13 protein-coding genes are annotated in these 11,740 nt (G+C 63.3%); all 13 read left to right on the plus strand.

Translation table 11 applies throughout. The annotated features are described in order from the left end of the window. Window positions 1-232 precede the first annotated feature (232 nt). Entirely contained in the window at window positions 233-577 is a 345-nt protein-coding gene (locus MR935_RS07315) for a hypothetical protein (RefSeq protein WP_290572350.1), read from the plus strand. Between the two features lie 12 nt (window positions 578-589). Further along, window positions 590-1,390: a rolling circle replication-associated protein gene (locus MR935_RS07320; protein ID WP_290572352.1), complete on the plus strand. Its 801-nt coding sequence runs from the start codon at window positions 590-592 to the stop codon at window positions 1,388-1,390. A gap of 137 nt (window positions 1,391-1,527) precedes the next feature. Further along, on the plus strand, window positions 1,528-1,869 hold the full coding sequence (locus MR935_RS07325; RefSeq protein ID WP_290572354.1) for a hypothetical protein: 342 nt from the start codon (window positions 1,528-1,530) through the stop codon (window positions 1,867-1,869). Between the two features lie 186 nt (window positions 1,870-2,055). After that, entirely contained in the window at window positions 2,056-2,649 is a 594-nt protein-coding gene (locus tag MR935_RS07330; protein ID WP_290572356.1) for a recombinase family protein, read from the plus strand. A 140-nt stretch (window positions 2,650-2,789) separates the two neighbouring features. After that, window positions 2,790-3,329: a transposase gene (locus MR935_RS07335; RefSeq protein WP_290572357.1), complete on the plus strand. Its 540-nt coding sequence runs from the start codon at window positions 2,790-2,792 to the stop codon at window positions 3,327-3,329. Continuing rightward, the gene (locus tag MR935_RS07340) at window positions 3,319-4,644 is read left to right on the plus strand and encodes a terminase large subunit domain-containing protein (protein WP_290572359.1); all 1,326 of its coding nucleotides are present in this window, start codon (window positions 3,319-3,321) and stop codon (window positions 4,642-4,644) included. Before MR935_RS07335 ends, MR935_RS07340 begins: the two co-directional genes overlap by 11 nt. Beyond that, the gene (locus tag MR935_RS07345) at window positions 4,628-5,098 is read left to right on the plus strand and encodes a hypothetical protein (RefSeq protein ID WP_290572361.1); all 471 of its coding nucleotides are present in this window, start codon (window positions 4,628-4,630) and stop codon (window positions 5,096-5,098) included. Before MR935_RS07340 ends, MR935_RS07345 begins: the two co-directional genes overlap by 17 nt. Window positions 5,099-5,102: 4 nt before the next feature. Beyond that, window positions 5,103-6,773: a hypothetical protein gene (locus tag MR935_RS07350; RefSeq protein ID WP_290572363.1), complete on the plus strand. Its 1,671-nt coding sequence runs from the start codon at window positions 5,103-5,105 to the stop codon at window positions 6,771-6,773. A 64-nt stretch (window positions 6,774-6,837) separates the two neighbouring features. After that, a complete protein-coding gene (locus MR935_RS07355; RefSeq protein WP_290572364.1) occupies window positions 6,838-7,752 on the plus strand; it encodes a hypothetical protein in 915 nt (304 codons plus the stop codon). 16 nt (window positions 7,753-7,768) lie between these two features. Next, entirely contained in the window at window positions 7,769-8,836 is a 1,068-nt protein-coding gene (locus tag MR935_RS07360; RefSeq protein ID WP_290572365.1) for an FN3 associated domain-containing protein, read from the plus strand. 1 nt (window position 8,837) lies between these two features. Continuing rightward, window positions 8,838-9,227, plus strand: a complete 390-nt coding sequence (locus MR935_RS07365) for a hypothetical protein (RefSeq protein WP_290572366.1) — start codon at window positions 8,838-8,840, stop codon at window positions 9,225-9,227. Beyond that, window positions 9,220-11,121 carry a hypothetical protein gene (locus tag MR935_RS07370; protein WP_290572367.1) on the plus strand — a complete coding sequence of 634 codons (1,902 nt, stop codon included), beginning with the start codon at window positions 9,220-9,222 and terminating at the stop codon, window positions 11,119-11,121. Before MR935_RS07365 ends, MR935_RS07370 begins: the two co-directional genes overlap by 8 nt. Before the next feature lie 11 nt (window positions 11,122-11,132). Then, window positions 11,133-11,740: hypothetical protein (locus tag MR935_RS07375; protein ID WP_442863027.1), on the plus strand; the 608-nt coding region annotated here is incomplete at its 3' end.

Genomic DNA, 11,740 nt, shown 5'->3' on the forward strand with positions numbered 1-11,740 from the left:
AGATTGCACGACATGTTGTAATTCGGCTCGGATATCCGGGAAAAATTCTGGCGTTTGAGGAAAGTTCGCCGCAACTTCTTGAGTGGCTCAAACAGCCTGCGGAGCAAGAAGGGTAATAATTCACCTTGACATAATGGCAGGATCCGGATATTCTATAAAACCATCAACGGGGCGGGAGACTGCGGTCTCCTCGGCAGCCCGCTCCGGTGTCCGAATTTAACATGGAGGGCAGATGAAACGACGAAAAACGATTCGTGCGGGGCGGCTGGTGTACGATATTGCGTACACCGTGCCGCGCCCGAACGCCACAAAGCAGGAGCGGGGACGCATCCGCGAGGTGACCGCCGAGCAGATCGCGCGCACCAACTGCAATACCGCCCAGCGCAAGCTGGAACTGCTGATGGCCGCAAACTTCGAGCCGGGGGATTTGCTGATCAGTCCCACATACCGCGATGATGACCTGCCTGGCAGCGTGGATATCACGCGGCGGCGGCTGGTGCGCGACGGCGTGATAGAGCGGAAGGGTGATAACGGGCATAAGGCCGTTCCCGGAGGGGGACGGCCTGAGCGTGCATAGGAGGATTGGACGATGCAGATACAACGCGAGGATGCAAACGGCGACCTGTACCAGATGTCGCTATACAGCGCGGGCGTGCTATGGGGCAGCTCGCCCAGACAGCGGGCGGGGCGGCGCAGGCTGACCGACGCGGCAAAACGCGAGATCAACAGGCAGCAGCGCAAATGGCGGCTGATGCAGCTGCTCAACGCCAATTTTCGCGGAGGGCGCGACCTGTTTGTCTGCCTTACATACCGCGAGGTGCCGGAGAGCGAGGGGCGGGCGCTCAAAAATTTCCACGCGCGGATGCGCCGCGCATATGCGCGGCTGGGTATCGAGTACCGGTACATCCTCGCGACCGAGACGCACGACATGGACGGCGAGCCGGTGCGGCTGCACCATCATGTGATCCTGTCCGGCGCGCACGGGCACAGGCTGGCCGAGGTGGTGCGTGGGGCGTGGACATGCGGCACGGCCGATGTGCGCACGCTGCGCGAGGGCGCGGATATGTTCAAAGACACCGCGCAGTACCTGCTCAAGAGCGACGCGCACCAGCCCAAGGGCGCGCGCCGATACGAGACAAGCCGCAATCTGCGCCCACCGGCCGAGCCGGTGCGGCTGCGCCTGCCCGAGAGCGAGTGCGGCGAGGTGCCGCCCGGTGTGACCATCCTCGAGCACGAGGTCAAAGCCAACGAGTTTGGCCGATATGAGACTATGGTCGGGCGTATCTACGACCACACCGCATTTGACGCCTACTGGGCGCGGCAGCGCAGACGCGCCGCCCCCGATCCGTGGGAGCGGCTGGCCAGACGGCATAGGCGCAAGCGCGAATAGCCGGCAGACAATTGCAAAACACGCGGCAGGAGACCGCGTTGCGGGCTTGTAGCCCGTCTAACAATTCGACCACACAAAACCGGACAGGTTCGGACGGACAGGCGGCGCGGAAAGGAGCAAGCATGACGCGGGACAGGTTGAGGCAATACGAATCTCTCATGCAGGAGCTGACCGAGGAGCAGGAGCGGCTGGCGCGGGAGATCAGACAGCGGCGGCATAATGAGGCACTGCTTGGTGTGGGCTATCTGCTGGGCGAGGATGCGGTGGAGGCGGCGGCAAGCCGGGTGCAGGAGTTGGCCGCGCGGCGCGAGGACGAGATCGCCGAGGTGCGCGGATGGATAGACCGGCAGAGCGACAGCATGACGCGGCGCGCGCTGCGGCTGCGGTACATAGACGGCCTGCCGTGGGCAGAGATCGCGCGGCGGATGGGGTACGCGGATGAGTCAGGTCCGCGTAAGCTGGTTGGACTGCTCTGGTGAGATGACCGGGTGCGGGACACCCGGCTTTGCTGCGCCCCGCGACGTAAAAATAGAGTACACTCCAACGGGCGGGGGCGTTGGTGTGGGCAGAAGCGTAAAAATAGAGTGGGATTTGCAGTTATTTGACAAGTGTAAGGCAGGGTCAAGAGCTTATCTTGACAATCTATCAACAGGAGTGTGGACAACATGACACAGGGGCAGATATTGGGGTATGTGCGCGTCTCGACCGTCGAGCAGAACGAGGCGCGGCAGGTAGAGGCGCTGACGGCGCGGGGCGTGCAGCGCTGGTACATCGACAAGGCCAGCGGCAAAAACACCGACCGGCCCAAGCTGCGTGAGCTGCTGGACTATGCGCGCGAGGGGGACACGGTGGTTATCCACGATCTGAGCCGCATCAGCCGCAGCCTTGCCGACCTGCTGCGGCTGATGGAGGATTTCGACCGGCGCGGCATCAAGCTGGTGAGCGTACATGAGTCCATCGACACCAGCAGCGCGCTGGGCAAGCTCACCCTCTCGATCATCGGCGCGATCAACGAGTTTGAGCGCGCAAACCTGCTCGAGCGCCAGCGCGAGGGCATCGCCATCGCCAAACGCGAAGGCAAATACAAGGGGCGCAAGCGCGCCGAGGTGGATGACATCGCGGCCGTGTACCATGACTGGGTGACACGGCACAAGAGCAAGGCCGAGCTGGCGCGGGCATGTGGCGTGAGCCGCCCGACCTTAGACAGGCTGCTGCGAGAGTACGAGCGGGAGCACATCGCAGCCCACGAACAGACATGATACACGGCACCAATTCCCAAGCGCTTGGGCACGCCCTGCGGGGCTGCCTGGGCGCTTTTTTTGTGCGCGGGACAGGTTTTCCGTTTTTTCCGTTTTTTCCGACTATACTGGGATGCAAGCAGATGAGAGGAGGAGAGGAGATGCAGCAGAGGGGCAGTAAGTACACTGCGGAGATCAAGGAGCGGGCGCTGGCAATGGTGGCAAGCGGTGAGTCGATCACGCGGGCGGCTATGCTGCTGGGCGTGCCCAAAAGCACCCTCGCCGACTGGGTACACACCCAATGGGACGCGGACGAGGACGCAGTAGCCGCCCGGCGCGAGCACCGGCGTGCATCCATCCGCAGGTGCGGCAGGATCGTGGACAAGGCGCTCGGCGCGATAGACCGTAGGGTGACGGCGGCGGCGGCAGACTGCCGCGCGGCGGGAGAGGGTCTGCGGCTGCTCGAGCGGGCGGCCAAGGCGGGCTGCGTGGAGCTATCGGACACCGAGGTGCAAGGGCTGCGCAAGCTGGTCGAGGACTACACGGGCACGCCGCTGCGCGAGCTGACAGGTGCGCTGCGCGAGGTCGGCACACACCAGCAGGCCATTGAGGCGCAGCTGACCGAGGGCGGCGACGCGCAGACCATCAGCGTGGAGCTGACTGTTGTGGACGCGGCGGGAGGCGGCGCGGATGCGGTATAGCTTCAAGGCGACGCCCAAGCAACGGGCGTTTATCGAGAGCGAGGCGTTCGAGACACTGTACGGCGGCGCGGCGGGCGGCGGCAAGACCTTTGTGCAGGCGCTGGACGCGCTGCTGTACGCAGGACGGTATCAGGGCAGCCGGCAGCTCATCCTGCGGCGCACGTTCCGCGAGCTGGAGCGCTCGATGGTGCCGCAGACGATGGCGCTGTTTCCGCGGGAGTTTTGCAGGTACAACGCGAGCCGCCACCTGTGGCGCGTGGGCGCGAGCACGATAGAGCTTGGGTACATCGCAACAGAGGGCGACGTGCAGCAGTACCAGAGCGCTGAGTATGACGTGATCCGCTTTGACGAGATGACACATTTCACCGAGAGTCAGTACCGCTACATGATGAGCCGCGTGCGCGGCGTCAACCGATTTCCCAAGCGGATCAAGTGCACGGCCAACCCCGGCGGGGTCGGGCACGCGGGAGCCAAGGCGCGGTTTATCGACCTCGGCGCGCCGATGCAGGTGCACGAGTGCGAGGGCGGCTCGCGGCTGTTCATTCCGGCCAAATTGGAGGACAACCCGTTCCTCATGCAGGCTGACCCGGACTACGAGCTGCGCATGCGCAACCTGCCCGAGGAGGTGTACCGCGCGCTGCGCGAGGGCGACTGGGACTGCTATGTGGGGCAGTATTTCACCGAGTTCCGGCGCGAGACACATGTGGTGCAGCCTTTTGCGCTACCCGCGCACTGGCGGCGGTATGTGGCGCTCGACTACGGCCTTGACATGCTGGCGGCCTACTGGATCGCGCTGGACGAGGGCGGGCGCGCGGTCGTGTACCGCGAGGTGTACGAGCCTAACCTCATCATCCCCGAGGCGGCGCGGCGGCTGCGCGAGGCCGATACCGGCGAGCAGGTGACGGCGTGGTTCGCGCCGCGCGACCTGTTTTCGCGCCGGCAGGAGACCGGGCGGAGTGTTGCGGATATCTTTGCGGAGGAGGGATTGTACCTGACGCAGGTATCTAACAGCCGCGTAGCGGGATGGTATGAGCTGAAGCGGCGCTTGCAGCCTGTGCGGGACGAGTTCGGCGGCGTGTCGCCCCGGCTGACCATATTTGACAGCTGCGTTAACCTGATTCGCACGCTGCCGAGCGTGCAGCACGACGAGCGCAACCCCAACGATGTGTCCGGCGAGCCGCACGAGCTGACGCACGCCCCCGATGCACTGCGCTACTTTTGCGACGGCTGTCCGCTGCCGGCAGAGATCCCGCGCGCGCGGGACTACGATACCGTTACATATGAGGAGGAGATTGGTAATGTTATGGATTTTTAGTGCTATTGCCGTTGGGCTGGCGGTAGGAATGGTAGTCGTCAGCCGTCGGGCTGCGCAGCTCGGGCGCGCGATCGTAGCCAAGGAGGCCGAGCGCGCGGCAGCGCAGGCGACGGCAGAGGCATTCCAGCAGACGGCGGAGGAATTCCGGTATGAAACCAAGAGCTTACGGCGGACGCTGGAGCACGAGCGGGCGGCGGCGCAGGAAATGATAGAGCGGCGGCGCGAGCTGATCGGCAAAATTGCAGGACTGGAGCAGCGCGCGGAGCAGTTGAGCAAGGCGCTGCGCGAGAGCGAGGACACGCGCGAGGCTGCCGAGCGGCAGGTAGAGCAGCTACGGCAGGAGGTCGAGCGCTGGAAGAACCTGAGCTACGCGGCTGAAGGACGTGTAGCGCGGCAGATCGCCAACATTTTTGCCTACAACGGCACGGACGAGGGACAGAAGGAGGTGACGTGACCGCATGGACAGGCAGATGACCGCCGAGCGGATGCAGGCGGAATACCAGCGGGGCAAGGCATATAACGAGGGGATAGGGCTGTATGAGGCCGTGCGGCGCAACGAGCGCTTTTTCGAGGGCGACCAATGGGATGGCGTGAAGACGCGCGAGATCAGGCCCATCACCATGAATTTTCTTGACCAGATCGGGCACTACAAGGTGTCGCAGATCGTGTCCGAGGATGTGGGACAGCAGATCGAGCCGTTTTTGCCGGATGAGACGGCGCAGCAGGCGGCAACGATACTGACGCAATCAATCGACCGCGTGGTTGAGCGGCAGAAGATCAAGGCACGGCACCACGAGCTGCTGCGCAATGCCTTTGTCGATGGGGATGCGGCGTTGTACTTTTATTTCAACGCGGGCAAGGAGACCGGGTTTGGCGGGGTGTCCGGCGAGATCGAGGCCGAAAGTCTGATGAACACCAACGTACTATTTGGCAACCCGGCGTGCCGGGAGACGCAGCGCCAGCCGTACATCCTGATCGTGCGGCGCAGGCCGGTATGCGAGGCCAGACGCGAGGCCAAGGCGCGCGGCTGCGCCGAGTGGGAGAGCATACAGGGCGAGAGCGAGGGCATCTACAAGGGAGACGACGAGCAGAACGATGCAGACAGCCTGTGTACCGAACTGACGCGCTTTTGGCGCGGCGAGGACGGGTGTGTGCGGTTTTGCAAGTGCGTTGGCCGCGTGATGACCCAGCCCGAGACCGCGACCGGGATGACGCTTTACCCACTGGCCTACATCAGCTGGAAGCCAAGGCAGAACAGCTACCATGGCGTGCGCGAGCTGGATGCGCTCATCAACACGCAGATCAGCGTAAACAAGCAATGGACGGCGCTGGACATGCAGCTACGCAGCAACGCTATGCCCAAGCTGGTGTACGATATGCGCAAATTCCCGGACGGCTGGAAGCCGGAGGCGCAGACCATCGGCATCATGGGAGATGTGCGCGAGGCGCTGACTGGCGTGGCGGGCAGCATGCCCATACCGAACGAGGCGACGAGCATTACGCAGAACATGCTTGAAACTGCTAAAAACTGCGCGGGTGCGAACGATGCGGCGCTTGGCAACATCAAAAACCCGGACAACACATCGGCAATCGTGGCGGCGCAGACGGCAAGCAGCGCGCCGCTGAGCTTGACGCGGCTGGCATACTGGCAGTTTGTAGAGGACTATACGCGGGTGCTCATCGACATGATGCACGCCTATTACGGCATCCGCACGGTCAAGGTAACGGACAAGGCGGCCGACCCGCTGACGGGCGCGGACACCGAGCTGACGCGGCTGGTCGATTACGATTTTGCCGCCCTGCCGGTTGATGCGATGGATCTCAAAATTGATATCGGTGCGGCCAGCTACTGGGCGCAGAACCTCCAAACGGCGACGCTCGACAATTTGATGCGGGCGGGCGTGATACCGAGCGCGGCGGACTACCTCGAGCGTCTGCCGGAGGGCACAGTCAAGGATCGGCAGGGACTGATCGATGCGATCCGTAGTGCGAGCGGGCAGCAGGCTGCGCAGGACATGCAGGGCGTACCGGACGGCAGTGCGCTGGGTGAGGCCGGACTGATGCAGGCAGCCGGGCGCGTTGAGCGGCTGCGGCAGGCGATAGGGACAAGACAGCCGGGCACGGCATAGCCGGGCGTACAGATGGAGCAGCCGCCCATAGGGCGTTTGCAATACACACAGAGGAGGAGCAACGATGGAGTATCAGCATGAGAGTACATCCGGCGGGATGCCGGACACCGGAGACGCGGCACTGGCGGCAGAAATCGAAGCCGCGCTGGTGGGGGACGAGGGCGCGCCGCCGCCCGAGACACCGCAGCAGGGACAGCACGGGCAGGAGATGCCGCCGCAGGAGGAGACGCCGCCGCCCGATGCACCCCCGGATGGGCAGAGCGCGCCGCCGCAGGAGGAAATGCCGCCCGCGCCACCGCCCGTCTACCTGAACCATGATGGGCAGCGCATCGCGCTGCCCGCCGAGGCCGTGCAGGCGCTGACCGGCGCGCTGGGAGGGGCTGACCCGGTAGAGCTGCTGCGCAAGGGCATGGCGTATGACGGCAAGGCCGCGCGTGAGCTGCAAATGCTCGATGCATTCGCCGCGCAAAGCGGCATGACGCGCGAGCAGTATATTGACCGGTTGGAGCAGATGCGCGTCGAGCAGCTGGTGCAGAGCGAGGTCGAGCGGGTGCGCGCAGAGTTCCCCGACACGCCGGATACGGCACTGCGCGCCATCGCCGAGGGCCGCATTGCCGCCCAGCAGGCCGCCGATCAGCAAAAGGCCGCGCAGCGGCGCCAGCAGCTGGACGAGACGCAGCAGCGTATCCGGCAGACGGTTGAGCAGGCGAGAGCACAGGCGGCAGAGCAGGCGTGGAACGAGTATGAGGCTCTGACCGGCCACCACACAGCGGAGGATGTGCCCCCGCGCGTGCTCGAACTGGTGCAGCAGGGCTTAAGCCCGGTCGCGGCGCACTACCGCGCGGCGGCCGAGCAGGCCGAGCGGGCGCTGGCTGTCAGCCGGAAGAACGAGCAGAACCGGCAGCAAAGCCCCGGCAGCATGGCGGGCGCGGGCGAGCAGGGCGGCTTTGAAGCCGATTTTTTGAAGGCATGGGACTAAGGAGGAGTGAAGAACGATGGCAGTTTTGAATTTGGCAGATAAGTTCGCGGGCAGGATGGAAAAGCAGTGGTACAAGGATTCTTTCGTGCGTCCGCACACCAACGGCAGCCTTGAGTTTGACGGGGTGGATACGGTTAAGGTGTATGTGCCGACGACCGTGCCGCTGGTCGATTACGACCGCACGGCGAAAGCCAACCGCTACGGCGACCCGTCTGAGATCGTGCCCAACGTCCACCTGTACAAGATGCAGCAGGACAAGAGCTACACGGGTGTGATCGACCTTGGCAATGCGCGCAGCCGCACGATCGGCGCGGCCACGGGCGAATGGGTGAAAAACCAGAATGCGCGCGTGGTCATCCCCGAGGCAGACCGCTATGCGCTGCGCCGGTTTGCGCAGTTTGGCAAGGTGGTCGAGCTGGGCGGCTCAGTGACGCTTGGCACGGACAATGCGCTCGCGCAAATTGAGTCCGCGCGGCGCGCATTTGTCAATGGGCGCGTGCCGGTGGACAGCCGCGTGGCGTGGGCGACGAGTGAGTTTATCGGCTATCTGGCCGAGAGCAAGCAGTTTACCGAGGTGGACAAGCTCGTGGAGCGCGCGGTGGTCAAAGGTGAGATCGGCGTGTGCAAGACCTTCCGTTTTATTGAGGTGCCGGAGGATTTGATGCCGGCAGGCTGCCACTTCATCGCGGCGCACAAGTCCGCGTTGGTACAGGCTGACAAGATCACCGAGCTGAAAATCAACACCTCGCCGCAGGGGTACAGCGGCACGCTGATCGAGGCGCGCAGCCTGTACGATGCGTTTGTGATCGGCTCACTGGCCGAAGGCGTGTATGCGCTGGTGCAGAATGGCGTCAAGCAGGCGTGTGATGTCAAGATCAGCGCGCACACGGCGACCGTGACGGCGGCGGGCGCAAGCGAGATCTACTACACGCTGGACGGCAGCGATCCGCGCTTCTCGCGCTCGCGTGCGATCATCGCCAGCGGCGGCACAGTGCCCACAACGGCAGGGCAGACCATCCGCGCGGTGGCCTTTGCGGCAGACGGCAAGTACACATCCGACGTTGTATCGGCAACCGACAAGTAGCATGGCGACCTACCGCAAGATATTTGACCTTGCGCTGGCAAAAATGTTTGAGCGCAAAGGGACAGACAGCGACTACGATGAGTACGCAGCCCCCATTTTGGAGGGGCTGCTCATCGAAGCGCTGCCTTACGAAAATATGATTCGGCGGCAAAAAGGCGTGGCGGTGGTGGAGGCCGCGCCCGAGGTAGACGCGGTGGACGAAACTGTGCTCGACTGGGATGACAGGCTCACCCGAAACGCGCTGCCGTGGGGACTGGCATCCGGCCTATTGGCGATGGATGAGATCTATCAGCCGCAGGCGGCGCAGTTTCGCAACAACTTTGTTGACGCGCTCTCGGAGGCCGCGCCCGCCGTGGTCTCCTACACGGACGAGGAGGTAGACGATGCCTAAGGCAGTGAGGGCATGGGGCACATCCGCACCGCGCGAGGGGATGCGCAAATACGGCGCATTTCGCGGCGTGGATTACGCAAGCGATGAAACAAAAATCGACCTGAGCCGGTCGCCGCGCGCAGTCAACGTGATTGCGGATGAAGGCGGCTTCCCCGAGCGGCGCTTTGGCTGGCGGACGGTACACCGGTTTGCGGGCTGCATTTCCGGATTTTTCCCCTTCGAGAACGACAAGGACGAAACGCGCGAGACGTTCATTGTCCACGCGGGGGACAAGCTCATCCGTATCAAGCTGGACGCGGCGTGGACACCGGTGGCGGGCAGCGAGACTGTGTTATTGACCGGCCTTGCCGCTGGTAGGCGGTCGAGCGGGTTTTACATGAATGGCAAGCTGTATATCCTGACCGGGCGCGAGTACATCGTTTATGACGGCACGGCGGCGGCGCTGGTGGGGGACGAAACGGCCTATGCGCCGCTGACCAGCTACCAGCGCCAGCCCACGGGCGGCGGGCAGGAGCAGGAGCGCGTAAACATGCTGTGCAAATACCGCAAAAACCGCTTTGTCGGCGACGGGACAAGCGCGACCTATCAGTTGGATGTGAACGGCATTGACCCAGACTATACGCCGGTGGCAAGCTATTTTATCACGGGCGAGAGCATCCCGGTAGCCTCGTTCGATGCGGCGCGCGGCACGGTGACCTTTGCATCGCCGCCGCGCGCGCCGGCAGCGGCGGGCACGTCTAACGTCGAAATCAAGTTTGCCAAGACCACGGGCGACCGGGCAAAGATACTCGGCTGCACAATATTTTCCATCTATGGCGTGGAGAACACGGGCAACCGTGTGTTCGTGAGCGGAAACGCGGCGCACGCGGCAACCGAATGGTATTCCGGACTAAATGACCCAACCTACTTCCCCGACCTGAATTTTTCGGTGGTAGGCTCGAGCGATTTCCCCATTATGTGCTATCTCAAGGCGCAGGGCGAATTACTCATCATCAAGGCAGACAACCGACAGGAGGGTACGATTTGGCACCACGAGGGCACGACCGTGAACGGCGCGGCGGCGTTCCCGCTCAAAGAGGGCGTGCCGGGCTACGGGTGCGTAGCGCGGTACGCGGCGGCGAGCCTGAACGATGATCCGTTGTACCTCTCGCCGCGTGGGGTGTATGCCCCCGCGACGACCTACGCGCTCAGCTATGTGCAGCGGCAGCTGTTTTGCCGCTCGCGCCGCATCAATCCCAAGCTCAACAAGGAACGGGGAATAGAAAACGCGGTGGCAGCCGTCTGGCGCGGCTGGTACGTGCTGTGCGTAAATGGACACGCCTATGTTGCCGACGGCAACCAAGACCGGGCAGAGCAGGGCTATGAGTGGTATTACTGGGACAATATCCCCGCGTACCAGCTGCGCAGCCACAAGCAGACGTTGTTCTTCGGCACGGAAGATGGGCGGCTGTGCAAATTCAACGATGATTATATCTCACGGGGCGGAGAGACGCTGATGCGGGCATACAACGATGACGGCGCGGCCATCCATGCCGAGTGGTGCACAAAGCTGGACGATATGGACATGATGAGCAAGCTCAAAATCATGCCCAAGCGCGGCAGCGCCATCCACCTCAAGGCCTACACGCGCAGCAAGATAGAGGTATGGATACGCACGGAGAGCGATTTCGGCAGGCTGTGCCGTGAGCTGTACGCCGACCGGCTCACATTTGAGGACATCAACTTCGAACGCTTTACTTTCTCGACAGCGGTAAACACGATGATACCGCTGCTGACAAAAAAGAAAAAGTGGAAGGCGATACAGATATTGCTTATCTCGGATGCCGTCAATGAGGGATTTGGCGTGTATGAGATCGACATTAGATTTTTCTACGGCAACTTTGCCAAGCGATAGGAGGGCGGCCAATGGGTATACGCGAGCACAAAATTACCGAAAAGCAGATCGCTGACTATGGATTAACCAGCCTGCCCGACCTGCTGACCGGCACGGCAAACGAGAACAAAACGGCCATGCAGCAGTTGCTGGTGCTGATCGGGATACCGGCAATCAATGCGGTAATCGACGAGCTGGGGGCGATCGAGGATGACACCCGAAACTGGGGTGAGGCTGAGAGCCTGCGTGTGCTGCAAGAGGCCGCGCGGGCGGCGGCAGAGGCGGCGCGGCAGTCCGCCGAGCAGGGCAGGGATACGGCCGAGCAGGCGCGGGCGGCCGCCGAGGTGCTGCGGCAGTCCGCCGAGCAGGCGAGAGCACAGGCCGAGCAAGGCCGCACCGACGCTGAGACGGCGCGGCAATCCGCCGAGCAGGCGAGAGTGCGGGCAGAGGACGCGCGGAGTGCGGCTGAGGCGGCGCGGCAGTCCGCCGAGCAAGGACGCAGTGCGGCTGAGGCGGCGCGGAATGTTTGGGAAGACTACGACGGCACGAGGACATATACGCCCGGGAACAAGGTACAGCACGGTGGCTCGTCCTATGTTAACATCCGGGCGTGCACGGGCGTGACACCACCGGACAGCAC

The organism is Agathobaculum sp. (genome assembly GCF_022775115.1).
Taxonomy (GTDB): Bacteria; Bacillota; Clostridia; order Oscillospirales; family Butyricicoccaceae; genus Agathobaculum.

Excerpts from the sequence above, each read along its gene's own strand:
- MR935_RS07350 (WP_290572363.1), top strand. The coding sequence starts at position 5,103 with ATGGACAGGCAGATGACCGCCGAGCGGATGCAGGCGGAATACCAGCGG.
- MR935_RS07365 (WP_290572366.1), top strand. The coding sequence starts at position 8,838 with ATGGCGACCTACCGCAAGATATTTGACCTTGCGCTGGCAAAAATGTTT.
- MR935_RS07340 (WP_290572359.1), top strand. The coding sequence starts at position 3,319 with ATGCGGTATAGCTTCAAGGCGACGCCCAAGCAACGGGCGTTTATCGAG.
- MR935_RS07320 (WP_290572352.1), top strand. The coding sequence starts at position 590 with ATGCAGATACAACGCGAGGATGCAAACGGCGACCTGTACCAGATGTCG.
- MR935_RS07330 (WP_290572356.1), top strand. The coding sequence starts at position 2,056 with ATGACACAGGGGCAGATATTGGGGTATGTGCGCGTCTCGACCGTCGAG.
- MR935_RS07335 (WP_290572357.1), top strand. The coding sequence starts at position 2,790 with ATGCAGCAGAGGGGCAGTAAGTACACTGCGGAGATCAAGGAGCGGGCG.
- MR935_RS07345 (WP_290572361.1), top strand. The coding sequence starts at position 4,628 with ATGTTATGGATTTTTAGTGCTATTGCCGTTGGGCTGGCGGTAGGAATG.
- MR935_RS07370 (WP_290572367.1), top strand. The coding sequence starts at position 9,220 with ATGCCTAAGGCAGTGAGGGCATGGGGCACATCCGCACCGCGCGAGGGG.
- MR935_RS07315 (WP_290572350.1), top strand. The coding sequence starts at position 233 with ATGAAACGACGAAAAACGATTCGTGCGGGGCGGCTGGTGTACGATATT.
- MR935_RS07355 (WP_290572364.1), top strand. The coding sequence starts at position 6,838 with ATGGAGTATCAGCATGAGAGTACATCCGGCGGGATGCCGGACACCGGA.
- MR935_RS07360 (WP_290572365.1), top strand. The coding sequence starts at position 7,769 with ATGGCAGTTTTGAATTTGGCAGATAAGTTCGCGGGCAGGATGGAAAAG.